Below are 25,449 nucleotides of genomic sequence, written 5' to 3'. Positions count from 1 at the left end.
GGGGGTTTGGGGGCGAAGCCACCATGTTTTCTTATCGTCGGCTGACCAACCTGTAAGGTTTGGGTTCAGCTGGCGATTAGATTTTAGGTTATTGTGGACACAATAACTGAGCTCGCAAAAGCCGAAAAGCGAAGCGTTGAGGCTTTTAGGAAGCACCCGTATCCCATACGGTATCGGGGCTGACCCGATAGAGGCAAGTAGAGAAGGAGTATAACGAGATGACAGACCACTATCGTATTATCCGTAAGGAAATCAATCTGACACCAGGAGAACTTGAGCAGATTCAGGAGCTGATGAAGCAGGAACACGCAGAGCAATTCTCTCCCTTTGTCCGTCAAAAGCTGATGGACTTGGTTGAGAGGAAGCAGGCAGTAACGGATTGGTTTGCCCTCTGGCAGTCCCAGAAGATTGAACAAATCAGTCGAGACATTTTACAAGTGACTATCATGGCTGAACAGACCCATCAGGTTACAGCAGAGCACTTGCGAATTATCCTAACCTGTGTGCAGGAGCTGATGGCAGAAGTGGAGAAGGCTATCCCACTTAGCCCAGATTTTCGTGACAAGTACATGGGAGGTTAGATATGGAAAATCGTTACCGTACCAACCTCAAAAAAGTCTTTCTGACAGACCAGGAGTTGGAAACCCTGAACAACCGTATCGGTCAGAGTGGCTGTAAAAATTTCTCTGCTTATGCTAGAAAAGTTCTGCTCAATCCCAACATGACCTTTCTGACCATTGACACCAGTAACTATGACGACTTGGTATTTGAGTTGAGACGAATCGGAAACAACCTCAATCAAATCGCACGGACCGTCAACCAGACTCACATCTTAACACCAAGCGACCGTGGATTTTTGGTGCAAGGCATTGGCCAACTCATAAAGGAAGTGGAGAAGGACTTTAACATAAAGTGTCAGCAGCTGAAGGAGTTTTATGGTCGTCACTAAACACTTTGCGGTGCATAGCACCAAGTATCGTAAGAGCCTCATCAAGTATATTCTCAATCCAGAAAAGACGAAGAAGCTGAAACTGGTCTCTGATTTTGGCATGAGCAATTACTTGGACTTTCCCAGCTATGAGGAATTGGTGGAGATGTATCAGGCAAACTTGACCAACAATGATCGGCTCTATGATTCCAGAAACGACCGCCAGCAACTCAAGCAGACCAAAATCCATGCACACCACTTGATTCAATCATTTTCTCCTGAAGACAAGCTGACACCAGAGGAAATCAATCGCATTGGTTACGAGACTATCAAGGAGTTGACAGGGGGCAACTTTCGTTTCATCGTCACGACTCACACAGACAAGAATCATATCCATAATCATATCCTGATAAACTCTGTTGACCTAAACTCTGACAAGAAGCTCAGATGGGACTATGCCCAGGAGAGAAATCTTCGCATGATTTCTGACCGCTTGGCGAAGGAGTCAGGGGCAAAGATTATTCCGCCCAATCGCTATTCGCATGAGAAGTTTGAAACTTATCGCAAGACCAATCACAAGTTTGAACTCAAGCAGCGTCTCTATTTTCTCATGGAGAACAGCAAGAACTTTGAGGACTTTGTGGTCAAGGCTTCCGCTTTCAACGTGGAGATGGATTTCTCTCGCAAGTACGCCAGATTTTTCATGACCGACCGAGACATGAAGCAGGTCATTCGCGGCCATCAGCTGTATAAGCGCCAGCCCTACACCGAGGATTATTTCAGAGAGCATTTTGCGACACGAGCTATTGAGCAGCGACTGGATTTTCTCTTGCCCAGAGTACGAAACCTCTCTCATCTTTTGGAAATAGCAGAGCAGTTAAACCTGAAAATCTCCCCGAAGAAAAAGCATGTTACCTTTACCTTGAAAGAGGACGACCGAACAATTTCCATTGAGAACAAAAAGGTCAGCACAAAACACCTCTACGATGTCCAGTTTTTTGAGGACTATTTTGATAAAAGAGACATCACACCAGAACATGACTTGGCTAACCTGGTCTCAGACTTTGAAGCCTACCAAGAAGAGCGGGACAAGGACAAGCTCCCAATTGAGGAACTCTTGGCGGCCTATAAGGATTTCAAAGAAAAACGAGACCAGGTCCAGGAGTTTGAAGTTGCATTAGCGGAGCACCAGATTGACAAGTTAGTTAAAGACGGTCTCTTTGTCAGAATCAATTATGGTATCAAAAAAGACGGCTTGGTCTTTATACCAAACCGCAAATTGGATATTCATGATAATGAAAAAGGCAAGTTCTACCATGTCTTTATCCGAGAGACCGCTCAGTTTTTCATCTACAATAAAGAGAACTCTGATTTCAACCGCTATATGCGAGGACGTGAACTAATTCGTCAACTCACTCATGACAGCAAGCATATCCCGAAATGCAGACGGCCAACCATGGCCAGTCTCAAAGAGAAAATAGCAGAGCTTAATCTTCTTATTGAATTAGACATCAACAACAAATCTTACCAGGAAGTCAAAGATGAGTTAATCAAGGACATCGCCCAGTTGGATTTGACCATCACGGAGTTGCAGGATAAGGTCGCTCATCTCAACAAGGTCGCAGAAGTCTTGCTCAATCTCAACAACTCCGATCCAGAAAACAGACGGCTTGCCAGATATGACTATGGCAAGATGAATCTGACACCAGCCATTAAACTGAAGCAGGTGGAGAAAGAAATTGAAGAAAATCAAAATTCCCTAACAAAATGGATAGATGATTACGACTATAAGGTTAGGAGATTAGAGAATTTTGTAAGCATACTTGATAATACAAGAAATCAAAATATCACTAAATTAAAACAGGAAATAAAATTAATCTAGTTGTTTGAGATTTCATAGGAAAATTGTAAGGCTGACAGTATTAATCTAACTATCAGCCTTACAGGCTATTTAATGTTTAAGTAGCACTCCAATATCAAGATAAACTAAACAGCATCTAGTTCCTTCAAATAATTTTCTATCTTCATCAGCATTAAAGGATTGTTATAAATCTTGCATAGCTCTCTTGCTTCTATATAATAATTTTTGACTTGTTCTTTACCAAGGAATTGTGTTCCACAATTTCCAACGAGAACGAGCAGGGGAGCTAGTTGGTAACTTGTTTGCCTCTCTTTACAGAGTTCGATAGTCTCAAGGGCTTCTTGCATGGCTTCGTTGTATTTTTCTTTTGAGACTAAATAGTGAGCATAGTTGTAACGAACTCTGATATAACCAAACAAAAACTCTTGATGGTCCAAATTTTTTGTCTGATACAACTCTATTAAATGAGAGTAGTTTGCTTCATAATCTTCTTCACGACCAACAAGGGAATAGAAGTTAGACAGTGTGTTTAATACCTTTAAGTAAATCAGAGTATTTGAGGATATTTTTGATAATATATTTTCTAAGTAAGAAATGGCCTCATGCTTACGGTCATATTGGTAAAAGTCAATAATAGCTTTAATCCACTCAAGGTACATCCTGTCTTCTAATGTAAGAAAGGTGCTTCGCTCCAACTCTATCTTATAAAGATATTCTAAATCGTCATAATTTCTATCATCCAATAGACGAGCAGATAAATGCTTGAAATTAGAGAGGTTAGATTTAACTTCAATTTGTTCATTGAAAAAGTAATCTAATGGAACTTCAAGTCGTTGAGAAAGCTTGAACAAAAGATCTGCGGAAGGCATGAAATGCCCCCTCTCAATTTTACTAATCTGGCTTTGTTCACAAATTCCTTCAGCAAGAGTTTTTTGTGAGAGACCCAACTCTTTTCTTTTTAATCTGAATTTCTCGGAGAGTGTATTCATAAAAGATAATAGTCCTTTCTATTTATTCAACTTAATTATATTTCTTTTAGTTCAAAATAGCAAGTTACAAGAACAAAAAATTACTTAATGTAATAAAAAAAAAAAAAAGTTCAAAAAACTATAAAAGAACTTGACTAAATAAAATATATCTGTTAGAATAAAGGCAAGAAAAAAGAAAGGGGTTTCATTCTATGAGAAGAAAACGTGGAATTAATAAATTGGTTACATTTGCATTACTAGGTATTCTTACATTTAGTAATACAATCCCCTACCAACAGTTTATTCAAAAGAATAAATTGTTGGAGATTCAAGTACAAAAAAAGTCTAATGGTCTTGATGTTGGGAAGGCTGATTAGTATTTAATCAAAAATTGGTATATACAATATATAAGTAAAGGAGGTCTGTTAATGAATTATTGCAATAATTTTAGGTATAAGAACGGAGATATGTTAAACTCTCGATGATATTTGAATTAATAGTTGATTACAACGATTCTATGTGTCTTTTTATACAGGAATCTGTCGTTCAACTAGTTGAGTATGATTTGCATAGGAAATTATGTTTGTAACTATTTTGGAGGAGTAGAAATGATTATTTTTGAATTAGTTGAAAACTCTCGTTTTCTAGATGTTCCTGCGACAGCAGATGTCACATGGTGTTGCTGTTGCTATTTCTGTACTTCGACAGGTAAATAGGAGGGGATATGTTTATTTTAGAATTGGTAGAGCAAAATAGAGTGTTTGATTCTCAAACTTCAGCAGAGGTTGTGTACTGTTGTTGCTGCTATTTCTGTACTTCAACAGGTAAATAAATATAATCTAATTTGAGGGCGGTGAGAATTATTATTCTTACCGCTTACTTATTTTGGGGTTAAAACAGAAGAAAGGTATTTAATAATGAACGATAATATGAAATTCAAGCTTAGTCCTGGCGTAGTTATGGTTCCAGATGGTCAGTCTATAATTGTAAGATTCAATGATAGATACTTTAATTTAAATGGTGAGGATGTTGAAAAAGTCTTACTTCCTATATTGCCGTTACTTAATATAGGTGCAAGTCATTCGGAGTTAGTCCAAAGCGTAGATTTAGAATTTAGAAGTAAATTATCTAGTATATTAGAGCAATTAACAAGTAAGGGCTGGATTGAAAGTAAGAGTGCAGTAAGTGATACATTTACTGATCTTAAAAATTATTCTTCAACTGGTTTAAATGTGGAAAGAGTTTTGGAAGTTTTTAAAGATAAAAAAGTGGGTATTATTAATTTAGATGGAAGATTACCAGTTATAACTTATGATGTGCCTCTCATAATAGCAAATAAAATAGAAGTAGAACAGATTCAGAGTGACACGGATTTTTCAGGTATTTTTGAATTTATAGATAATAATGATTTTATAGTATTGATTGAAACTGAAACAAATGACTTTTTTGAGAAAAGAATTAATTCTTTGTGCTATAGTTTGCAAAAACCTTTTATACTTTTTAAAACATCAGGTTTTATAGCGGAAGTTGGCCCGATGTGTATCCCACCATATACAGCTTGTTTAGAATGTTATAGAACTAGAAAGTATAATAACCTCACACATTATTCTGAGCATATAAAAGTAGAGAAGTTTTTAGATACTAATTTGAAAGGGCAGATTCAAAGAGCTTATTCAGTTGATTCCACAACATTTCGAATTGGGTTTAATATTTTGGTGGGTCAAATACTACAATTTTTCTTGAAAGAAGATACTTGGAATTTTCCGAAAACTATTGAAGGTATTATTGAAGTAGACGGATATAATGTTAATTTTAATTATGATTCACTTCTCAAATCACCGATATGTGAGGTTTGTGGTCAATCTTCAAAGTTAAAAGTCACGAACAAGTTTTGGACAAAAACATACGAATATCAAGAATAATGGATATTCTTTTGAAATCAACAACATACAGAGAAAGGCAAGATTATGAAATTTTTATCTACTAATTTGACAAGCATCTATCCTTTTGTGTCTGATAGGCTTGTTAACAATAAACTAGGTATTGTTAAAGATTTATTTTATTGGTTGCCTGAGCGTGATGATGCTAGGGTATTTCTTGTAGCAGCTATTGCTCAAAACTTTTCAAGAATGGGAATTGAGGTTTCAACATCTTTTAATAGCGGTGCTGGACTCACATTTGAATCTGCAGCTAATGCTGCAATAGGGGAGACTATAGAGAGATACTGCTCGGCGTTTATACAGTCTTCAGATTTAGTGCTTGGATCGTATAAAGAATTGTCAAATAAATATTGCTGTGTCTCCCCCAAAAAATTTGCTTTCTATAACAAATTTCAGTATCTAGAATCAGATTTTCCTTTTTGTATTTTTAATGAATCAACAACAGTTAACTGGACCTTTTGTAAAAAATTAGGAAAAAAGGAAGATTACTTGATTCCAGCAGCAGTTACCTATTTACCATACTATCCGAGTAATGATGAGAAATTAATTTGGTATCCTATTTCAACTGGATTGTCATGTGCTTCTGATGATGAGGAAGCTATTGTTAAAGGAATTTTCGAAGTGATTGAGCGTGATGCTTTTAGTATTTTATGGTATAACGAGCTTTCTTTGCCTAAGATTGATATAACCTCCAATGAAGAAGTTTATCAATTGTATAAAGAAAGATTTGAAATACCTGGATGTAAATACACTTTAATTGATATGACACTTGATACAAAAATTCCTAGTGTTTTAGGAATCTTAGAGGATGAGCGAGGTGGAATTTTAATTGCAGCAGCGACTAGGTTGACACTAAAAGAAGCAGTGATAAAAACTTTTATAGAGTTATCACAAGGTCGTATTAGTTGGAAAGAAGATTTTGTTCAGGGAAGTAAAGAGAAGTACTGTGATGATTTTTCTGATATTCGAGACTTTCATAGCCGAGTGATGCTATTTACTAAAAAATCTATGAAGTCACATTTTAATTTTCTACTTCATCAAAATTGTACAGTAGAAATTCAAGATGAAAAAATTTTGCCATATGATGAGCAACTTAAAATTTTATATGAAAAAATTTCAAATTTAGGATATGATATTTTTTATAAGAACTTGACAACAAGTGATGTTTATAATCTGGATTATAGAGTATATAAGGTAATAATACCTGGTTTTATAGAGATTACAAATGACCATTTATATCCTAGAATTGGAGGAACTCGTATACATGATGTTCCAGTAACATTAGGACTATTAAATAAGCCAAAAACAGTGGATGAATTTAATAAAATTCCTCATCCATTTCCGTAATCATAAGGAGCACTGATATTATGAGTAAAATATCTTCGATTGAGATACTTTCAAAAAATGCATTTGAAAGTAATATTATAAATAAATATAATTTTCAAACGTTTCATGAAATTACTAAATTAAATATTTTGAGAGAAAAAATATTAGGGAAAAATATTTCTCAAATTATTTCTAATCCTGTTTTTATTGAAGGATCGGTCAACTCATCGCATTCTTTTGTAACCTTTCCTAAGATAAATCTACCCTCCGATTTTACCGATTATGAGAGAGAAACTAAGGAATTTAGAGAAATTTTATTTTCTAGAAGAAGTACCCGTGAATTTTCATCAGAAAGCTTAACTCTAAGCGAGTTAAGTTATATTTTGAATTCTAGTTATGGAGTTAGTGGAGCACTTGAAAATGTAGAAAAAGGATATTATCAAGAGCTGAGAACTTCTCCTTCTGCGGGAGGATTGTATCCCTTAGAAATATATTTTTATGCTAATAATATTGAGGGATTGGAGGTGGGGGTTTATCATTATAACCCTTCAGAGCACAATCTATCTGTTTTGCAAAATGGAGAACTTGATTTATCTAAGTATACCTCTTATTCAAGTATTGCGAAAAAAGCAGCGTGCGTAATATTTATTACTGCAGTTTTTCCAAGATTATCCTATAAATATGGAGAGCGTTCATATAGGTTTGTACATTTAGATGCAGGGCATCTAGGACAAAACATTTATTTATCTGCTGAGAGCATTGATATTGGTACGCTAGCTATAGGAGGATTTTTTGATGATGAAATTAATAACTTACTTGATATTGATGGTGTTACAGAAGGAATCGTTTACGAGTTCCTAATCGGACATAAAGATGAAGGTTAGGTGATTTAATGTCAAAAACTTTCTGTCAATCAACATATAGTAATGTAGAGGTTTTTAAAGTCAGAGGATTTGATCTAGACGAATTATTAATCTGGTTCAATATTGGGACTATGAATGAAAAAAAAGATTTTCATGGAATTGTGCATCTAACGGAACATTTACTTTCTAATATAACTTATAAAGGGATGTCTTTTTCTGATTTTTTAGCCTCCAAAAATATCAAACTAGAAATGAGAACTGGCTTGGATAGTATGTACATCTATCTAGTTTCGCCATTAGGGAAGATTTCTGATAATTTTCGTGAAATTTTTGAATATCTGATACATGGTTCAATTTCTGAAGTTGATTTTTTCAAAGAGAAGCGTATCATTCATAAAGAGAGGATTTCAAGAAAATTTGATAGATTAAAATTGTATCAAGATGAATTGAATAGTTTAATCTGGTCAAAAGAGCTAAATGTTGATATTTTAGGAAAAGATTTAAACAATATAAAATTAGAAGATGTACTAAAAATTAAGAGCAACTTATTTTTTTCAAGCAGCATGAAGCTTTATTTTTCGGGTGAAATATCTGATAAGTCTATTAAGGATACGTTGGATGACTTATTATTAAATCGAGAGGGCATCGATGAAAATCCTATTGTTGTTCAGAATAACTTAGTTGATTATTTTAATATAGGATACTCTGATAAGGTTCTTGATAGTAACCCAGGAGTTATGGTCTCGTTGTCTTATCTTTTTGATGAAGTTTTGTGTGAAAAAGAATCATTGATTTTATCTCTTTTGTGTTTACTAATGGTCAATGGGACGAGTGGTTTCCTATTTGATAACTTAAGGAAAAAATTGGCAGATTTATATTTTATAGTTGCTCGATCTTACTATTATTTTGATACACCTATTTTTGAAGTACAGTATATAGATTCAAAGGAAAACCTAGAGAATATTTCGGAAATAAATGAGTTTATATTGGATGTTTTTAGATCATCTGAATTTATCGGATATATAAAATTGCATTTAGAAACCTGTAAAACGGAGCTTACTAATATAATTAATTGCCAAGTTAATTCTGGAAGTATGAAAATGTTTTTTATTTATTTGGCTAAAGAGCATCAAATTGGTCGGAGGCAGATAGTATTAGAATCTACGTTGAATTTGCTGGATAGTATAACATCAGAAGATATTTCACACTTTTTGGATAAAATATCAAGTAGAAAATTTTCAATAGTTATTCTTAAATAAAATAGGGAGGTTTTATGTTTATTAAGGTCAATAATTTAGGCTATTCTTATAATGGTAAAAGTATCTTATCCAATATAACATTCGGTATTGATAGAGGGGAAGTTGTTGCAATTGTAGGAAAAAATGGTTCTGGTAAAACTACACTTTTTAATTGTCTACAAGGAATATACACAGATTACAGTGGAGAAAGTATTGTTCTCAACAGTAATTCTAAAGATAGAGCATCAGACTTATTGAAGAAAATAGGGGTTCAATTTCAAACAAATAAATTTTTTAACAAGATAAAAATTTGTGAGCTCTTTGAATTTATAGGTGCTTTATATAATATTTCGTTGTCAAAAAAAGAGATTTGTGAGCTTTTAGAAAAAGTAAGCTTGAAGGAGGCTTATGATAGTTACATTTCTGATTTATCAGGTGGACAGCAACAGAGGATTGCTTTAGCGTTAAGTATGATAAATGACCCTGAAATTATCTTTTTTGATGAGCCTACCTTAGGATTAGATATTCAAACTCGAAAGGAACTTTGGAACATTATAAAAGGATATAAAAAGAATGGGAAAACAATTTTATTAACGACACATTATATAAATGAAATTATTGATGTGTGTGATAGATTAATAATAATTTATCAAGGGAAAATTGCTTATGATGATTCAGTCGAGAACGCATTTAATAGTTTGCCGTATTCACATAAGATAGTATTTGATTACAGTTTGGCTGGAATAGATAAAGATTTTCTTCAATCTAATATATCTAAATATTTTAGTGAAAACGAATTTCGTTTTATGGATGAAGAGTTACTGATTTTTTTTAATGATTACGAAAAAACTCTTACGACGTTATCGCGATTATGTGATAAGGAAAAGATAGAGTTGAGGGGTGTTTCTATTTCGGAAATGGATTTGGAGGATATGTTTTTAATTATAACCGGAGGTAATATACATGCGTAGTATCATGAAATTTATTAAATCATTTTTTTTAATGGAAATCCGAAATAGACAAGCAGTGATTACAGGAACTCTTTTGCCGATATTAATGCTTATTTTGATGGGAACGGCTGGTTCTTCGGAGAGCAGGGAGGGAATGTCCTACATGACATATATCCTTCCCGGTATCTTAGGTATGTCGTATGCTTCAACAGGTTTGATAGCATTTCCGATTATGTTATCGAGTTATAGAGAAAATGGATTTTTGAAATTTATAAAAGTAACTCCCGTCAAAATTTCAAAGATAATTTTTTCTTTAATCATAACTCAAATAATTTTGATGTTTTTGCAAACGTTACTGGTATTAGTTTTTTGTAATTATATTTTAAAATTAGGCCTAAAATATAGTTTTCCCAATATAATCTGGCTTTCTATAGTTCTTGTACTGAGTGCGATTTCTCTAGTATTGATAGGTTTGATTATAAGTATCCTATCTAAGAATGTAAAAAATACTTCGGTTTTTGGAAATTTAGGTAATCTACTTTCAACATTTTTAGGAGGAGCATTTTTTCCGACGGATGTCTGGCCACAATTTTTACAGCCATTAGTTAAAGTTAATCCTCTAACACATATGATTGCGATGTTAAGAAGTAGTTTAATTTATAATGATTTTGTGTTATCTGATATTTGGAACTATACGTTTTATCTAGTTCTTATGATTGTAGTATGCTTTGTTATTTCATTTAGATATTTTACTTATGAAGCTTAAGTAATTATGTATTTGTTTTTGACTCTTAGATAAAACAATGGCCTAGATATATAATAGATTTTTTATAAAAGAATTGTAGCGAGTTCGAAAGAACTTGCTTTTTTATTTATAGCATATGTCCTTGCTAAGATATCCTATCTTTAATGACAATGGGTATAACTGATTAGAAAAGTATTTTTTAATTGGTGAAACTATGATTAGCGGTGAGTACACCAATATATAATTGTTAATTGATTGTCTGAAATTTTGAAACAAAATCACTATATTTTCACTCTTATTAGTGAGGAGAAATTCTCGAGCTGAAAAATAAGTGAGAAATAGCTATGGTTGAGATAAGAAGCCCTCCATTTATGATACTTAAAAATAAATATAAGTGGAGGAATTAATGAAATATTGCATATTTGTTAGAGGTAAGAAGGTATCTGTTAGCGAGGAAGTGTATAAAGGTTATTGGAAACTTGTTAATCATCAAAAGTACTTGAATAGAAAAGATAGAAAATTCGGTGTATTGCCTTTTTCATCACTTGAAGTAGATGGGTTGCCACTAGCAAATGTACTGCCAGATACAACTGTTGATATTGAACGTTTGGTAGAAACCAAGCTCGTTATAGAACAACTAAATGAGGCTTTATTAACCTTATCTGATAAAGAATTTGAAATTATTGATGCTTTATATTTCAGAGAACATACCATTAGAGAAGTAGCAATAGAGCAAAAGATGTCTGCGACTAGCCTATTTCGGGTGAGAAATACAATTTTGGACAACCTACGAAAATTTTTTGAAAAATAACGAAACAGGGGACTAAAAAATTCACTCTTTATAGTGAGGGGAATTTTTAGTCTCTTTTTTGCCCTTTGACAACTGAATAGACTGAAGTGGGACTTTAATCATTTGTGGAGCAATTTAGCCTGGTACGCCGTGAGATGAGCGAGAATTATCGGCTATAAAATAGGTTGGTTACCTATCTGCCATGAGACAAATGAGGATAATGATACTTCTGAACGTTCAGGCTGCCATCGAGAAAGGACAGCGGGTGAAACTCCCATGAAGAACTTAACCAGTTCTACCTACAGAGGTCAAAATTTTAAGTAAAGGAAAAACGTTTATGGAAAAAATACAAACAGGTGCGGAATTACCGCAGATTGTGATTGAGGGATATAAGGTGACGGTTCGAGTAACCGATAAGCCATTAAAGATTACTGAGGTTTTAGATGATTTATTAGGTCGAAAGCTTGAAAAAATTTGAGTTTTTAGCGGACAAGTCTTGATAGATTATGTAAAATAGAATAGTAGAACCTCAATCCTTAATCGGTAAGCACCTAAACACTGATTAAGGAGATAAACATGACACAAGCCTGTATTTATTTACGCCTGTCACGAGATGATGGGGACAATGTGGAAAGCAATTCCATCATCAACCAACGCTCGCTTTTGCGAGACTATGCCAGAAATCACGATTTTATGATTTTAGAAGAATTTGTGGATGATGGCATCAGTGGCTTAACCTTTAACCGTCCTGACTTTAATCGTATGATGGCGATGGTGAATGATAAAATCATTGATACCATAATTGTCAAGGACTTATCACGCTTCGGTCGAGATTATATTGAGACTGGGAAATACCTTCAACGAATTTTCCCTACAATGGGAGTTAGGTTTATTTCAGTCAATGATCACTATGATAGTATGACTGCTGATACAAATGAAACACACTTGGTTATGCCCATTAAAAGTCTAATTAACGATAGCTACTGTCGAGATATTTCAACCAAAGTTCGGAGTACCCAAAAAGCGAAACGGCAAAAAGGCGAGTTTATCGGAGCCTTTGCTCCCTATGGCTATCTTAAAGATGACAAGCAACGGAATCATTTAGTGGTTGATGAGACTATACGCCCGACTATCGAGAAAATCTTTGCTCTTAAACTAGAGGGCTATTCGTCAAATGCTATTGCAGGCTTTCTTAACCAGGCTGGGATAGAAACTCCCTTGCAACGTAAGAAAGCCTGTCAGGAAAAGATTAAAGGATTTTATGGGCATAGATATAAGTGGGACACGAAAATAGTCAATCGTATTTTGACCAATCGTGTCTATACTGGTAGTTTGGAACAGGGGAAGCAAACCAAACTTAATTACAAGTCTCAAAAGTCTGTAGCTGTGAATCCAGAAGATTGGGTTCGGGTTGACGATACGCATGAAGCCATTATCTCAAAAAGTACGTTTGAGATAGCCAATAATCTCTTACTCAGGGATGTCAAGCACGGGAAGAAGCTACCTGACCTCTTTGCAGGATTGTTATTTTGCAGCGACTGTCAGGCTCAACTTGTACAACGAAAACTCCGCCACAAGGATAAAGAGACTGTTCAGTATATTTGTAGCACCTACAATAACGGAAGAGGATGTAGTCGCCATGCAGTCAAGCAAGTGATATTACTTGACTTAGTATCGACCTTTATTCATCAACATCTTGACTGGAAGTCTTATCTGATTAAAGCAGTTCCTGATTATGTTAATCAAGAACAGTTTTTGGAAGTCGATTTTACTTCTTTGATTGCGAATCGCAAGAAGTATGAACAGTTGCTCCGGTCCTTGTACTTGGATTTAGACGACGGTTTGATCAATGATACAGAATACCAAGAGTTTCAGCGAAGCTATCGCCAAAAACTAAAGCAAATTGAAGACACTATCATTCAAAAGAAGGCACTAGCTCAAACCCTGTATGACAAACTTCAGGATAAGGAACGGTGGTTAAAACAATTGAGTGAAATCCAAAAAGATAAAGAGCTCAATCGTATCACTTTAGTGACCTTACTTGACCGTATTGTCATTCATGAGGATCAGGAGTTGACCTTGGTGTTTCATGATGTGGCAGAACTAGAAGTTCTTCAGCAGTTTTCTCTTAGAGAGACGGAGGTGGTCTGATGGCACGTACCAAGAACCGCTACCGCAAGGAAACGATAGAAGAGACACCACTTCAAACTTATCGTACAGGCATTTACATTCGTTTGTCCAAAGAGCGTACGGAAAGCTGGCGAAACAAATCGCAATCCTTGGAGACACAAGAAAGCCTAGCTCGAGCTTTTGCTAAGAAGAAAGGGTTAGTTGTAACCAAGTGCTACATTGATTATGAATATTCTGGGACAACCTTTCACCGACCGGCCTATCAGGACATGATGGATGACATCAAAAAAGGTGTCATAAACTGTATTATCATTCGAGACTTATCCCGTTTGGGTCGTAACTACATTGAGATGGGACGACTGATTGATAAGGTGTTTCCCTTTATGGGGGTTCGGTTTATTTCAATCAATGACCATTTAGACACACTCAACGGATTAGAAGATAAGAAATCCTTTGAAGTGGAAATCAAGAATTTGGTCAACGACTTATATTCTAAGGATATTTCAAAGAAAGTTACCGCTAGTCATATTCAGAAAGCAAAGCAAGGTTATTTCATCGCTGGCTTTGCTCCCTATGGATATAAGTTAGAAAGAAGAGAGGGTGGTAATCGTTTAGTCATCGATGCGATAGTTCAACCTGTTATGGTAGATGTCTTTGAAAAGTTAATAGCAGGCCAATCTATCAACCAGGTGACAAAATACCTTAATCAGCAGAAAGTTGCTACGCCAATGGCCTATCGTCAAACAGGAGAAAGGTATAGAACAGAGAATGATACACGACAATGGCAAAGTGCGAACCTTCAGCGACTTGTTCAAAATCCTGCGTTTTATGGTAGCCTCATTCAACGTCGGCATAATAAAACCTTAACTGACAAAGATTTCATTCAAGTCGATGATTGTCATGAGGGTTATATTACAAAAGAAGAGTATCAAACCCTTCAAAAACTAATCAGGGAACGTCGTTCCATAAGAAAACAGACTCAGCCTCGTACTACTAATCGTTATAAGGGTCTTATCTATGTCAAGGGGCAATCAACTCAAATGCGAAGGTACTGTAAGCATTTCTCAAATCCCAAATCAGAGTATGATTACTATTACTTTATGGACTATATTCATGGTTCAGCACCTTCAGAGAAACAAACTGTCTATATCAGTGAACAAGCCTTAGATAAGATTGTGTTGAGCTTGGTTCAGACAGAGATGAGTCGGCTTGGCACGGTTAAAAACTTATTGCCCAAATTAGAAATGAAGAAGGATGAATGTCTTAGAGACTGCCAAAAGAAAATAAAAAATCTTCAAAGGACTTTGTCTAGTCTACAAGCTGAGCAAGGCGAGCTTTATCTGAATTATCGCCTTGAGGATCAGGAACGAGAGACTTATCTGTCTCAAAAGGCGACGATTATCTCAAAAATTGAAACCCTCTCAACGGAAATATCACATTATGAGGCTTTAGCGGTGAAAATTGAGGAGAAACACAGTCAGCAGGTCAGTTGGATTAAACATCTTGCTAAATGCCAAAATCAATCTGTTTTAACGGCAGAACTGCTTAATGAAGTGATAGAACGGATAGAAGTTGAAGTGGATAAGTCTGTGACAGTAACTTTTGCCTGCCTGATGGGAGGTGATGACCATGTCTAAAATGGCTTTATACCTTCGTCTTTCCGTCGATGAAGATGGGACAGACGAAAGTAACTCCATTACCAACCAACGCTATCTTTTGAATCAGTACCTTGATCAGTCATCAGACTTTAATCATTGGGAACGCTTGGAATTTGTAGATGATGGTTTTTCAGGAACAAGTCTCAATCGACCTGCCTTCCAACGCTTGATGGCTGATGTTAAGGCGGGAATTATCCGTTATATCATTGTTAAAGATTTGTCTCGTTTTATGCGTGATTATCTGGAATTAGGGAATTATTTGGAAAATATTTTCCCTTTTCTCGGAGTTCGCTTCATAGCTATAAATGACCAATATGATAGCTTGACATCTGAACAGAATGGACTAGATATTGATGTACCGTTTAGAAACCTTCTCAATGATTTCTATGCCAAGGATGTCTCTGAAAAGGTTAAGAGTGCGATGAACAGCATGAAACGCTCTGGAAAAAACATGAGTTGGTTGCCACCATTTGGCTACATCAAGGATCCAGAAGACCGATTCAAGATTATCATTGATGAGGCAGTTGCACCAATTGTTAGACGTATTTTTACCTTGTACCTTGATGGTAATAGTTATCAAAAGATTGCTCGCATCTTGAATAAAGAACAAGTCATTACCCCAGCAGAGCGAAAAATGCAAATCAGTCAGGCACGTTACGAAAAGTCTCTCCGACTAACAAGAGAGCAAGAGAGAAATGTGTGGAGCGTAATAAATGTTGCTCAAATTTTGAAGAATGAAGCCTATAAGGGAACATATCTCTATAATACTCGAACCTACATAAGAGGGAAGCATGTTTCTCTACCAGAATCAGAGTGGGAACGAATTGAGAATAATCACGAAGCGATTATTTCGGCAGAACTATTTGAACAAGTTGCTCGATTAAAAGCTAAGAAGGTTACCCAGAAAAAACACTCTCAGCCTACGAAAATTCCTAGTATTTTGACAAGTCTTATTCGTTGCGAGCATTGTGACCATTCTTTAATTGGACATTACAATCATCAAGGTTACCAATATTTTTCCTGTCGCTATTGTAAAGGACAAGGTGAAAAAATGAAGTCCTGCCGAGTAGATAGGATTGAACAATCAATCAAGGAGAAGCTTGGACAAGAGGTGGTTAAGCCCCGTCAAATTACTTCTAAGACTAGATTGCTTAGAGAAATTGAACGGTTGAAGAAACAAAAACTATCCTGTTACCAAGATTGCAAGGATAACCTGGTGACCAGGAAAGAATACATTACAAAGAAAATGGATATAGACGAATCTGTTAATAATTTAGAACAACAGCTTAACGAAGCTAATAAAGTTCAGTTGTTGACTAAGGATCAGTTAACCAAAGAAATAATTAGCTCTCACATTGAAAAAGTAGTCGTAGACTGCCTCGGATTTTTTACAGTTATCTATAAATAGTTGAGGAAGAGACTTGAATCCTATCAAGTCTCTTTCTCGATAGGTTGCTTTGTGATATAATTAGTGTGAAATCTAGTAAATAAATAGTGTCAGTTACTTGACATAAGAGGGTCATATTGAAGAAGGTGAAAGTTTCCATGACTCTGTTGTTCGCGAAGTTGAGGAAGAAACGGGTTTGACCATTACAAATGCTCGCTTGGTTGGTGTCAAACATTGGCCTGACAAGGAAGGCCATCGCTATCTAGTTTTTCTCTATAAGGCAACGGAGTTCACTGGAACGCTTCATTCAACGGAAGAGGGGGAAGTGCGGTGGGTCAAGAAATCGGACCTTCCTCAGATGAATTTGGCCTATGACTTGTTAGAAATCCTAAAGGTTATGGACAATCCTGAATTGTCTGAGTTCTTTTACACCCAAAAAGGAAGCGATGGGGATTGGGATAGGAATTTTAGGTAGGATTGCTTGATTTTTTGAGTTGACGAAGACTTGAATATAGTATATACTATACTTGTTAATATATAAAAGGCAAAGGGGCCTGTTGTTCGCAATGAAGCGGAAGTTTTGGAACAACGGGCTAACTTTGCCTTTTTATTTCTAATAGTATTTTAGGAAATTGAATTTCTCCTTTGATAAATAGCTTGAGAGGATGATTGTATGGGACTTGAATCAAAAAAAATTATGTTTGTAGGTCCAGTAGGTGTTGGAAAAACGACACTAACACAACGTTTGAAGGGGCTTGATATCACCTATTTTAAAACACAAGCTATCCAATTTTATGATTCTATCATTGATACACCTGGTGAATTTTTACAACATAGACGATACTACAATGCTTTATCTGTAACAGCTGCAGAGGCGGAAGTGATAGGCTTACTAGCTTCGGCAACCGCTACTATGCAAACATTTCCTCAGGGGTTTTCATCTTTATTTAATAAACCAGTGATTGGCATTATCACCAAGGTTGATCTGGTGATGGATCCTACAAGCCTTGAGAAAGCTAGAGCACAATTACGTGCAGCAGGTGCCAAGGAAATCTTTGAGGTATCTTTAGAGGATAATACAGGTATTGAAGCGATTCAAAACTATTTGACAAAGGAAAGTTGAGGTGATGGGATGAAGGTAGAACATGGAGGAAACATGAATCAGCTTGCCTCTGATTTTGGTTTTCGCCCAGAGGATTGCTTAGATTTTTCTGCCAATATCAATCCATTAGGTCTTTCAGAAAAAGTAAAATCAAAGATAATGGAAACTTTAGATAGCTTAGTTCACTACCCTGATGTGACCTACTCACAGTCCAAGGCAGCCTTGGCTGAATACCATTCTTGTCCGACCCAGCAAATCCTTCTATCAAACGGTGCAGTAGAAATCTTTTATGAATTGGCTAGGTATGTGAAGCCTCAAAAAATCTTGCTCTTAAGTCCGACATTTATGGAGTATGAAAAAGCATTTAAGCAGGTTGGTTCAGAGATTATATATCATGTATTAGAAGGACCTCATTACAGTTGGACGTTTGAATCCATCTTACCTAAATTGGAAAAGCTGTCATTTGGAGATTTGGTATTGATTTGTAATCCAAACAATCCAACAGGGACCTTGGTAGCAACGGCTACATTATTACTGGTAGCAGAATTTCTTCGACAAAAAGGAGCTTATTTGGTCCTTGACGAAGCCTTTATGGATTTTGTTTTAGACAATGATGCCTATTCCATGGTGGCTCATTTGAAGGATTATCAAAATGTCATTGTTGTTCGGTCTTTGACAAAATTTTATGCTATTCCTGGCTTGAGGTTGGGGTATGCCTTATCAAGTAATATTGATTTGATTGTTGCTATTGATGAAATGCGACCACCTTGGACCATCAATGCTTTGGCAGATGCTTTAGTACCTGTTATTCTCAAGGATAGTGAGTATCACCATGCTACAGAAGAGTGGCTCAAGAATGAGCAGGAATTCCTTTATAAAGAATTGACTGCTTTGCCCGATTTGCAAGTCTTGCCACCGACTGTCAATTACATTTTCTTTGAATACGAGGGAAATGAAAGTCTGAGAGAGCTTTTAATACAAGAAAAAATATTTATTCGTTCCTGCCATAATTACCACCATCTAGATGACAACCATTATCGAGTAGCCATTCGGTCAAGAGAGGAAAATTGTCGTTTGATTGAGGCTTTTAGATCTGTGTTAGGAAAGTGTGATGGCCATGTCTAGGAACAAATGGTTTTCCTGTCCAGGTTCATGTGGGGAATTGTTTCAGGGTGTTAAGGATGGTCAAGAATTTTTGCTGACCTACGGTATCAATCGTAAGTCTTATTCTAGACTTGTCAGAGAGGAGGAAGAAACGGAATTTGCAATAGGAGAAAAGGTTATGAAGGTCTTGGATTATCTTGATCCGATAGAGGATGGATGGAAGCTAGAAAAGAAGTCCAGTCTTCCAATCGGTAAAGGAATGTCCAGTAGCACGGCAGATATGCTGGCAAGCCTACAAGCCTTAGCCTATGTTCAAAATAGGCATTTGACTGCTGAAGAAGTGACCAAGTTCTGTTGTCAGATTGAGCCAACGGATTCGATTGCCTTTGCTGACTGGACGGTCATCAATCCCTTGAGCGGTCAGATACTGTTTCAGACAGATTGGAAACCAGAACTTTATGTCTATATTCTAGAACCTAGAAAGACCGAGTGGACAGTTGAGTTAGCTAGAATGACAGAATGTCCTACTTATCCAGTCCAAACATCAGAAGGGTTATTGGAAATGTTTCAGCAGGCATGTCAGTCAAAAAATGAACTTCTTTTGGGTCAGATTGCGACAGCAAGTGCCCTATTAAACAACACTCGGCTACCAAAGCCTTATTTGGCGGACATAATAACCCTAGTGAATCAATTAGGTTTACTTGGAGTTAACGTCGCTCACAGCGGAACGGTAGTGGGAATATTGATGACTAAAAGTCAATTACCATTGATATCAGTTATCGAAGCAAATTTTTCTAAGGGAGAAATTGGTAAGTATTATGACCAACGCTATCTTTCAAGGATTTGTTTCGAAGGTGTTAAAAGGGTGAAAGGAGGTTAAGGTGGTAGACTTACATGAGATATTGAGGGAGATCAAGCCTCTAGATAAACATGCAATTGAGAAAGGGAAAAAAATTTGTGATCAATTAGCCAAGCCATTAGGTGCTCTGGGTAAAATGGAGACCATCTATGCGCGCTTATTTGCCATGTTTCATGGAGACATTGACCTTTCTAAACAGATTGTAATGGTCTATGTAGCTGATAATGGTGTGGTTGCAGAGGGAATTTCTGCTAACCCACAGGAAACGACCTATGTCGTAGCCCGTAATATGTTAGAGGGAAAAACAGGTTTATGCGCCATTTCAAGACATGTAGGCTCAGATGTCAGGGTAGTTGATATAGGGTGCATGAAAGATGTTCATACCGACCAAGCTTGTAAGGTTAGGAGAGGGACGGGGAATATTCTCAGGGAACCAGCCTTGACTAGAGAGCAAGCTGTTGAAGCCATAATGGTTGGCTACAGGGAAACCCTATCCTATATTCAGAAAGGCTACAAACTTTTTGGTACAGGAGAGATGGGAATTGGCAATACGACAACCTCGGCAGCAGTAATCAGTGCTATTTTAAATCTTGAAGCCAGTCAAGTGACTGGTTACGGGGCTGGCTTGACAGAAGGGATGAAATCCCATAAAACACAAGTGATTGCTTCAGCGGTTGCTCGCCATGCTCCCTACAGGGATGTTCTGGACATTGCTGCAAAAGTTGGTGGATTAGATATGCTGGGTATGGTAGGGACTTACTTGGCCTGTGCTCATCATCAACTTCCCTGTGTAGTGGATGGTCTAATCTCCATTACAGGCTTGCTGATTGCCAGTCAATTAAATAGTCATGTTTTAGATTACTGCTTTGCTTCCCACCTTTCCACAGAGCCTGCCTATCGGTTGGTTTGTGAGCACTTGGGACTAGATCCTATGCTCTTGATGGATATGAGATTGGGTGAGGGATCGGGTTGTCCTCTAGCCTTCTTCTTAATGAGCAATGCAGTTTATACTATTGAAGAAATGCCTACATTTTCTGAGGGAAAATTGAGTAGGGATGATTACATCGACATTCGTCAATCAAAATAGAAAGTGAGAATACAAATGCAGTTATATACAAAAACAGGTGACAAAGGACTAACTAAACTGGTTGGTGGTCAGAGTGTCGCAAAAGATGCGGAGCGTGTCAATGCTTACGGTACCATTGATGAATTAAATTCTTGGATTGGTTATATCGTTACTAAAATGGACCCAGCAGATGCCTTAAAGGATGAATTGTTGCAACTCCAGCATTACCTTTTTGACTGTGGTTCGGATTTATCTACGCCTCACGGTGTTTATCCTTATAAGGTTGACAAAACCATGGTTGATTGGATTGAGGAGCGCATTGATACCTATGCGGATATCCCACCAGCGCTCGAAGTTTTTATCTTACCAGGAGGACATGAAATTGCCGCTATGATCCACATAGCACGCACTATTGCTAGACGTGCGGAGCGCCATATTGTAGGCACCATGTGGACAACGGAAATCAATAAGGATGTCTTGGTATTTGTAAACCGTCTTTCAGATTATTTCTTTGCCTTGGCGCGTGTGATCAATTTTACCCACCAGCAGCCAGACATTGCTTATGAAAGAGGTGCAAAAGTCTTTCATAATATAACAAAAGCTGATGTGGAGCGTTGGGCTAAGGCTAGGGAAGAAGGAAGATAGGAGCATATTTTGAAACCGTTTATATTTACATATTGACATAATGCTCTATAAAGTGTAGAATGATTTTATAAGAAAAATCATTTGACACAACGGCGTGTTAAAATCAATAAATGTGAGCAACGGGGCTACAAAAAATAGTGATATTTTTTGTGGCCTTTTTATGTTTTAAAAAGGTGGCAATACATGAAACAATTTATGTTAGCAGGTGTTTCTAGTGGGGTTGGAAAAACAACAGTCACTCTAGGTATTTTAAAAGCCTTGACTGAGAAAGGCTTACGTGTGCAACCTTACAAGGTCGGTCCAGATTATATTGATACCGCTTATCATAGTCGAATAACGAAGAGAGTTTCTCGGAACTTAGACAGCTTTATGATTCCTGATAAGGCTGCTTTGGACTGGTCTTTTAGAAAGTGGCATAAGGATGTCGATATTGCTCTTGTTGAAGGGGTAATGGGTCTATTTGATGGTCTTGGTACGGATAAAGACTGTGCATCATCGGCTGCGATTGCTAAGAAATTAGATATCCCTGTTGTCTTGATTATCGATGGGAAAGCAACTTCAACATCGGCAGCGGCTATGGTTCATGGTTTCTCAACTTTTGATCAGGATTTGACAATTGCTGGAGTGATTGTCAATCGAGTTGCTTCACAAACGCATTATGAATTGATAAAAGGCGCTATTGAACGCTATACAGATGTGGAAGTATTGGGCTACTTTCCAAAAAATGTTCAGGTAGAATTGCCTTCACGACATCTGGGCTTAGTGCCTGATGTTGAAATGGAAAACTTGGAGAAACATTTTTCTATCTTAGGTCAATTGGCTCAAGACCATATTGACTTAGATCGCTTGCTTGAGAAGGTAGATATAGCAGGTGAAGAACCGTCAAATCCATTCAGCATTCCGAAACAATTTCCTCTAAAAATTGGCTATGCTCTTGATGATGCCTTTCATTTTTACTATGAGGATAATTTGGATTTGTTAAGGGAATATGGGGTCGAATTGATTCCCTTTAGTCCCCTTAATGACAAAGAATTGCCCCTAGCCGATGCCTACTATTTCGGCGGAGGTTTTCCGGAAGTCTATGCAAAAGAGTTGATGGAAAATATTTCCTTCCGCCAATCTGTTCAGCAGGCCCATCAAGAAGATAAACCTATTTATGCAGAATGTGGTGGCCTGATGTATCTTGGCAAGGAACTACAGACTGGAGAGGGTTCTTATGACATGGTAGGGATATTTGATGGTGTCAGTGTTATGACAGACCGGCTAAAAAGCTTTGGTTATTGTCAAGCTAAGACTCAGGTTAGGAGCTTGTTTGGTCCAAAGGATACGGTTGTCAGGGGTCATGAGTTTCACCATTCTGTATTTCAGACTAATGAACCGACCGTTTTGCAACTAGAAAAAGTTCGAGATGGCCAAGTTGTTTCTAGCTGGACAGGTGGCTATCAAACTGGTAATACCTTTGCTAGCTATCTGCATGTTCATTTTTATCAAAATCAGGCTTTGTTGGAAAATTGGCTTCAAAGTATTTGTGAGGGATAGCTTATGTATTTACTAGCTATATTCATTGCGGTTCTGTTGGATTGGTTGCTGGGAGATCCATATAGTTGGCCTCATCCAGTCAAGCTAATTGGGAATTTTATTAGCCTATTTTTGAAAGGTCAGCCTAATAGTCCAAAGGGAAAATATATCTATGGGCTCTTCTTGTGGTTGGCTACGATTGGTCTGACAGTAGGAATAAGTTACCTCTTACTCAGAGCATCTGCTCGTTTTTCGCCAGTGCTTTACTGGGTTTTATGGATATACTTGGCTTATACTTCTTTGTCGACAAGGTGTTTAGCCATGGAAGCCTTAAAGGTCTTGAAAACGTTAAAGACGGGGACTATTGAAGAGGCTCGTTATCAGGTCAGTATGATTGTTGGGCGAGATACTAGTCAACTGACAGCGGAGGAAATCAGCAAGGCCACCATTGAAACAGTGGCTGAAAATACCAGTGACGGCGTTATCGGACCATTGCTATGTTTGTTTATTGGTGGTCCAGTTTTGGCCATGGCTTATAAGGCAGTCAATACCTTGGATTCTATGGTTGGATATAAGACAGAAAAATACCGGCAAATTGGGTTTGTGTCAGCCAAGCTGGATGATCTAGTAAACCTGATACCTGCGAGGCTCACGTGGATTTGCTTGATGATTGCTAGTCATATTCTAGAATTGGATAGTAAAAATGCATGTCTAATCGGCTTTAGGGATCGTTACCAACACGCCAGCCCTAATAGTGCCTTTTCAGAAGCTGTAGTGGCAGGTGCCTTGGGTATTCAACTTGGTGGCGCCCACATTTACCATGGTGAGTGGGTTGACAAGCCGACCATTGGTGATGCGGTTCGTCCCGTTGAGTTTACTGATATTCAAACGACGATTCAAATGCTTTATATGAGTACAACCGTTTCATTGTTGCTATTTAGTGCCGTATATTTGTTACTGACGATTATTTAGGAGACTTACATGACCTATATTCAAAATCCATCCTCTATTGAGGAAACAAGTTTTAAGATTATCCAATCCATAATTGATGAAGAGCATCCAGATTATCGTTTTCAAACGGAGATGGAGGAGTCTATCATCAAGCGAGCAATTCACACTTCAGGCGATTTTGATTATCTCTATACTTTAAAATTTACTCATGATGTCAATCAAAAGATTGTAGAAGTATTGAAAAACAAGGGGACCTTGGTGCTAGATTCCAGTATTTCACTTAATGGGATAAACAAACGCGTTTTAGATCAAATGGGGGTGAATTATACCTGCTTGATCAACGATGAAGATGTTGCTCTACTGGCTAAAGAAAAAGGTATCACACGGGCCATGGCTGCTGTTGAAGTGGCAGCCAAAATTCCAGGTCCAAAAGTTTTTGCCTTTGGCGGTGCTCCAACAGCCCTATCCTACTTATTAGAATTGGTTGAGGCAGGGCAGATGGAAGTTGATGCTGTTATTGGTGTTCCAGTTGGATTTATCAATGTTGAGGAATCTAAGTCAGACTTGCTTGCGTCACCTCTTCCTGCCATTGCGACCCTTGGTCGAAAGGGTGGTAGTACCATTGTGGTGGCTATAATAAATGCCATCATCTACCAGTTAAAAGAAGTCTTGACTGGTGATTATGTTCGTTATTCAACACCAATAAATAAGTAGGAGAACTTTATGGCCTATATAACAGATGCACATCAGATTGAAGCAGCAAGTTACCAAAAAATTCAGGAAATCATCACTGAGCAACACTCTGGGGTTGTGTTCACAGACCCTTACCAGGAGGCAGTTTTAAAGCGAGTTGTTTTTACCAGTGCTGATTTTGATTACCTGTATAATATACAGTTTTCCAATCATGCCATTGAGGAAATAGTGAAGGTCTTGAAAAATAAGGGAACTATCTTCACTGATACGACTATGGTTTTGGGAGGGTTCAATAAGAAATTATTGGATAGGCTTGGTGTTGCTTATCGTTGCTTGGTGAATGAACCCGAGATTTTTAAAGAAGCCAAGGAAAAGGGAATTACGCGATCAATGGCTGCAGTAGAGCACGCGGCAAAAGTTGAAGGGCCGAAACTCTTTGTTTTTGGGAATGCTCCAACTTCTATATTTAAGGTCTTGGAAATGGTCGAGGCAGGTCAAATGGAGTCTGTTCCAGTCATCGGTGTTCCAGTTGGATTTGTTGGAGCTGCAGAGTCTAAATTGCAACTCCATGAAAGTTCCTTGCCGGCTATAGCTGCACTTGGTAGAAAGGGTGGCAGTACCATTGCAGCAGCAATCGTAAATGCTATTCTTTATCAGCTAAAATCTGAGGATAGAGAAGGGCAACTCTTCTCACTTTCAGGAAATAGTTTTTGTCAAGGTAAGTAAT

25 protein-coding genes and 1 pseudogene are annotated in these 25,449 nt (G+C 37.2%); 25 read left to right on the top strand and 1 reads right to left on the bottom strand.

Translation table 11 applies throughout. The features are described from left to right. The first annotated feature begins 218 nt into the window (after positions 1-218). The 3 genes from PW252_RS06885 to PW252_RS06875 are packed head-to-tail and all read left to right on the top strand — an operon-like array spanning position 219 to position 2,810. The gene (locus tag PW252_RS06885; RefSeq protein WP_024376479.1) at positions 219-581 is read left to right on the top strand and encodes an SAG1252 family conjugative relaxosome accessory protein; all 363 of its coding nucleotides are present in this window, start codon (positions 219-221) and stop codon (positions 579-581) included. Between the two features lie 2 nt (positions 582-583). Next, on the top strand, positions 584-949 hold the full coding sequence (locus PW252_RS06880; protein ID WP_017768985.1) for a plasmid mobilization protein: 366 nt from the start codon (positions 584-586) through the stop codon (positions 947-949). Further along, positions 936-2,810: an SAG1250 family conjugative relaxase gene (locus PW252_RS06875; protein ID WP_248050938.1), complete on the top strand. Its 1,875-nt coding sequence runs from the start codon at positions 936-938 to the stop codon at positions 2,808-2,810. Before PW252_RS06880 ends, PW252_RS06875 begins: the two co-directional genes overlap by 14 nt. A gap of 104 nt (positions 2,811-2,914) precedes the next feature. Here PW252_RS06875 and PW252_RS06870 read toward each other — a convergent pair whose 3' ends face one another. Then, positions 2,915-3,778, bottom strand: coding sequence for a helix-turn-helix domain-containing protein (locus PW252_RS06870; protein WP_043029181.1), 864 nt, complete (start codon positions 3,776-3,778; stop codon positions 2,915-2,917). Between the two features lie 191 nt (positions 3,779-3,969). Between PW252_RS06870 and PW252_RS06865 the strand changes: the two genes are divergently transcribed. The 22 genes and pseudogenes from PW252_RS06865 to PW252_RS06760 all read left to right on the top strand — a co-directional run bounded on the left by PW252_RS06865 (position 3,970) and on the right by PW252_RS06760 (position 25,448). Further along, the gene (locus PW252_RS06865; RefSeq protein ID WP_141666435.1) at positions 3,970-4,134 is read left to right on the top strand and encodes a PhrA family quorum-sensing system peptide; all 165 of its coding nucleotides are present in this window, start codon (positions 3,970-3,972) and stop codon (positions 4,132-4,134) included. A 540-nt stretch (positions 4,135-4,674) separates the two neighbouring features. After that, positions 4,675-5,679, top strand: a complete 1,005-nt coding sequence (locus PW252_RS06860; RefSeq protein ID WP_238718734.1) for a hypothetical protein — start codon at positions 4,675-4,677, stop codon at positions 5,677-5,679. 45 nt (positions 5,680-5,724) lie between these two features. Further along, complete coding sequence (locus PW252_RS06855) at positions 5,725-7,044, top strand: YcaO-like family protein (protein WP_238718733.1); 1,320 nt, start codon at positions 5,725-5,727, stop codon at positions 7,042-7,044. Positions 7,045-7,064: 20 nt separating this feature from the next. Further along, positions 7,065-7,907, top strand: coding sequence for a SagB/ThcOx family dehydrogenase (locus PW252_RS06850; RefSeq protein ID WP_238718732.1), 843 nt, complete (start codon positions 7,065-7,067; stop codon positions 7,905-7,907). Between the two features lie 8 nt (positions 7,908-7,915). After that, a complete protein-coding gene (locus PW252_RS06845) occupies positions 7,916-9,145 on the top strand; it encodes an insulinase family protein (protein ID WP_074390465.1) in 1,230 nt (409 codons plus the stop codon). Between the two features lie 14 nt (positions 9,146-9,159). Beyond that, on the top strand, positions 9,160-10,095 hold the full coding sequence (locus PW252_RS06840; protein WP_043029129.1) for an ABC transporter ATP-binding protein: 936 nt from the start codon (positions 9,160-9,162) through the stop codon (positions 10,093-10,095). Further along, a complete protein-coding gene (locus PW252_RS06835; protein WP_043029130.1) occupies positions 10,088-10,840 on the top strand; it encodes an ABC transporter permease in 753 nt (250 codons plus the stop codon). The genes PW252_RS06840 and PW252_RS06835 overlap by 8 nt, the downstream gene beginning before the upstream one ends. Before the next feature lie 385 nt (positions 10,841-11,225). Then, on the top strand, positions 11,226-11,630 hold the full coding sequence (locus tag PW252_RS06830) for a sigma-70 RNA polymerase sigma factor region 4 domain-containing protein (RefSeq protein ID WP_248050936.1): 405 nt from the start codon (positions 11,226-11,228) through the stop codon (positions 11,628-11,630). 316 nt (positions 11,631-11,946) lie between these two features. Continuing rightward, positions 11,947-12,087 (top strand): hypothetical protein, encoded by a 141-nt coding sequence (locus PW252_RS06825; protein ID WP_248050934.1) that lies wholly within the window; start codon positions 11,947-11,949, stop codon positions 12,085-12,087. A 98-nt stretch (positions 12,088-12,185) separates the two neighbouring features. Further along, a complete protein-coding gene (locus tag PW252_RS06820; RefSeq protein ID WP_248050932.1) occupies positions 12,186-13,760 on the top strand; it encodes a recombinase family protein in 1,575 nt (524 codons plus the stop codon). After that, positions 13,760-15,376 carry a recombinase family protein gene (locus PW252_RS06815; RefSeq protein ID WP_248050930.1) on the top strand — a complete coding sequence of 539 codons (1,617 nt, stop codon included), beginning with the start codon at positions 13,760-13,762 and terminating at the stop codon, positions 15,374-15,376. Before PW252_RS06820 ends, PW252_RS06815 begins: the two co-directional genes overlap by 1 nt. Continuing rightward, on the top strand, positions 15,363-16,805 hold the full coding sequence (locus PW252_RS06810; RefSeq protein ID WP_248050927.1) for a recombinase family protein: 1,443 nt from the start codon (positions 15,363-15,365) through the stop codon (positions 16,803-16,805). Before PW252_RS06815 ends, PW252_RS06810 begins: the two co-directional genes overlap by 14 nt. 109 nt (positions 16,806-16,914) lie before the next feature. After that, a pseudogene (locus PW252_RS06805) lies at positions 16,915-17,259 on the top strand (NUDIX domain-containing protein); the annotation flags it as partial. 198 nt (positions 17,260-17,457) lie between these two features. Continuing rightward, entirely contained in the window at positions 17,458-17,907 is a 450-nt protein-coding gene (locus PW252_RS06800) for a EutP/PduV family microcompartment system protein (RefSeq protein ID WP_248050925.1), read from the top strand. Between the two features lie 9 nt (positions 17,908-17,916). Beyond that, positions 17,917-19,011, top strand: coding sequence for a threonine-phosphate decarboxylase CobD (gene cobD, locus PW252_RS06795; protein ID WP_248050922.1), 1,095 nt, complete (start codon positions 17,917-17,919; stop codon positions 19,009-19,011). Beyond that, positions 18,998-19,870: a GHMP family kinase ATP-binding protein gene (locus PW252_RS06790; protein WP_248050918.1), complete on the top strand. Its 873-nt coding sequence runs from the start codon at positions 18,998-19,000 to the stop codon at positions 19,868-19,870. The genes cobD and PW252_RS06790 overlap by 14 nt, the downstream gene beginning before the upstream one ends. Position 19,871: 1 nt before the next feature. Then, on the top strand, positions 19,872-20,936 hold the full coding sequence (gene cobT, locus PW252_RS06785) for a nicotinate-nucleotide--dimethylbenzimidazole phosphoribosyltransferase (protein WP_248050915.1): 1,065 nt from the start codon (positions 19,872-19,874) through the stop codon (positions 20,934-20,936). A 15-nt stretch (positions 20,937-20,951) separates the two neighbouring features. Continuing rightward, the gene (locus tag PW252_RS06780) at positions 20,952-21,560 is read left to right on the top strand and encodes a cob(I)yrinic acid a,c-diamide adenosyltransferase (RefSeq protein ID WP_024380930.1); all 609 of its coding nucleotides are present in this window, start codon (positions 20,952-20,954) and stop codon (positions 21,558-21,560) included. A 183-nt stretch (positions 21,561-21,743) separates the two neighbouring features. After that, positions 21,744-23,099 carry a cobyrinate a,c-diamide synthase gene (locus PW252_RS06775; RefSeq protein ID WP_248050913.1) on the top strand — a complete coding sequence of 452 codons (1,356 nt, stop codon included), beginning with the start codon at positions 21,744-21,746 and terminating at the stop codon, positions 23,097-23,099. A gap of 3 nt (positions 23,100-23,102) precedes the next feature. Continuing rightward, positions 23,103-24,050 carry an adenosylcobinamide-phosphate synthase CbiB gene (gene cbiB, locus PW252_RS06770; RefSeq protein WP_248050910.1) on the top strand — a complete coding sequence of 316 codons (948 nt, stop codon included), beginning with the start codon at positions 23,103-23,105 and terminating at the stop codon, positions 24,048-24,050. A gap of 9 nt (positions 24,051-24,059) precedes the next feature. Then, positions 24,060-24,743, top strand: coding sequence for a cobalt-precorrin-8 methylmutase (locus PW252_RS06765; protein ID WP_248050908.1), 684 nt, complete (start codon positions 24,060-24,062; stop codon positions 24,741-24,743). Positions 24,744-24,752: 9 nt separating this feature from the next. Continuing rightward, positions 24,753-25,448 (top strand): cobalt-precorrin-8 methylmutase, encoded by a 696-nt coding sequence (locus PW252_RS06760; protein ID WP_248050906.1) that lies wholly within the window; start codon positions 24,753-24,755, stop codon positions 25,446-25,448. Position 25,449: the final 1 nt, after the last annotated feature.

The organism is Streptococcus sp. 29887 (assembly GCF_032595075.1).
Taxonomy (GTDB): domain Bacteria; phylum Bacillota; class Bacilli; order Lactobacillales; family Streptococcaceae; genus Streptococcus; species Streptococcus iners.
Note: the sequence above shows the minus strand (reverse complement) of the source record. Positions and strands in the feature narration are given on the sequence as shown.

Coding starts and splice junctions, on each gene's coding strand:
- PW252_RS06885 (WP_024376479.1), top strand. CDS start 219: ATGACAGACCACTATCGTATTATCCGTAAGGAAATCAATCTGACACCA.
- PW252_RS06880 (WP_017768985.1), top strand. CDS start 584: ATGGAAAATCGTTACCGTACCAACCTCAAAAAAGTCTTTCTGACAGAC.
- PW252_RS06875 (WP_248050938.1), top strand. CDS start 936: ATGGTCGTCACTAAACACTTTGCGGTGCATAGCACCAAGTATCGTAAG.
- PW252_RS06870 (WP_043029181.1), bottom strand. CDS start 3,778: ATGAATACACTCTCCGAGAAATTCAGATTAAAAAGAAAAGAGTTGGGT.
- PW252_RS06865 (WP_141666435.1), top strand. CDS start 3,970: ATGAGAAGAAAACGTGGAATTAATAAATTGGTTACATTTGCATTACTA.
- PW252_RS06860 (WP_238718734.1), top strand. CDS start 4,675: ATGAACGATAATATGAAATTCAAGCTTAGTCCTGGCGTAGTTATGGTT.
- PW252_RS06855 (WP_238718733.1), top strand. CDS start 5,725: ATGAAATTTTTATCTACTAATTTGACAAGCATCTATCCTTTTGTGTCT.
- PW252_RS06850 (WP_238718732.1), top strand. CDS start 7,065: ATGAGTAAAATATCTTCGATTGAGATACTTTCAAAAAATGCATTTGAA.
- PW252_RS06845 (WP_074390465.1), top strand. CDS start 7,916: ATGTCAAAAACTTTCTGTCAATCAACATATAGTAATGTAGAGGTTTTT.
- PW252_RS06840 (WP_043029129.1), top strand. CDS start 9,160: ATGTTTATTAAGGTCAATAATTTAGGCTATTCTTATAATGGTAAAAGT.
- PW252_RS06835 (WP_043029130.1), top strand. CDS start 10,088: ATGCGTAGTATCATGAAATTTATTAAATCATTTTTTTTAATGGAAATC.
- PW252_RS06830 (WP_248050936.1), top strand. CDS start 11,226: ATGAAATATTGCATATTTGTTAGAGGTAAGAAGGTATCTGTTAGCGAG.
- PW252_RS06825 (WP_248050934.1), top strand. CDS start 11,947: ATGGAAAAAATACAAACAGGTGCGGAATTACCGCAGATTGTGATTGAG.
- PW252_RS06820 (WP_248050932.1), top strand. CDS start 12,186: ATGACACAAGCCTGTATTTATTTACGCCTGTCACGAGATGATGGGGAC.
- PW252_RS06815 (WP_248050930.1), top strand. CDS start 13,760: ATGGCACGTACCAAGAACCGCTACCGCAAGGAAACGATAGAAGAGACA.
- PW252_RS06810 (WP_248050927.1), top strand. CDS start 15,363: ATGACCATGTCTAAAATGGCTTTATACCTTCGTCTTTCCGTCGATGAA.
- PW252_RS06800 (WP_248050925.1), top strand. CDS start 17,458: ATGGGACTTGAATCAAAAAAAATTATGTTTGTAGGTCCAGTAGGTGTT.
- cobD (WP_248050922.1), top strand. CDS start 17,917: ATGAAGGTAGAACATGGAGGAAACATGAATCAGCTTGCCTCTGATTTT.
- PW252_RS06790 (WP_248050918.1), top strand. CDS start 18,998: ATGGCCATGTCTAGGAACAAATGGTTTTCCTGTCCAGGTTCATGTGGG.
- PW252_RS06780 (WP_024380930.1), top strand. CDS start 20,952: ATGCAGTTATATACAAAAACAGGTGACAAAGGACTAACTAAACTGGTT.
- PW252_RS06775 (WP_248050913.1), top strand. CDS start 21,744: ATGAAACAATTTATGTTAGCAGGTGTTTCTAGTGGGGTTGGAAAAACA.
- cbiB (WP_248050910.1), top strand. CDS start 23,103: ATGTATTTACTAGCTATATTCATTGCGGTTCTGTTGGATTGGTTGCTG.
- PW252_RS06765 (WP_248050908.1), top strand. CDS start 24,060: ATGACCTATATTCAAAATCCATCCTCTATTGAGGAAACAAGTTTTAAG.
- PW252_RS06760 (WP_248050906.1), top strand. CDS start 24,753: ATGGCCTATATAACAGATGCACATCAGATTGAAGCAGCAAGTTACCAA.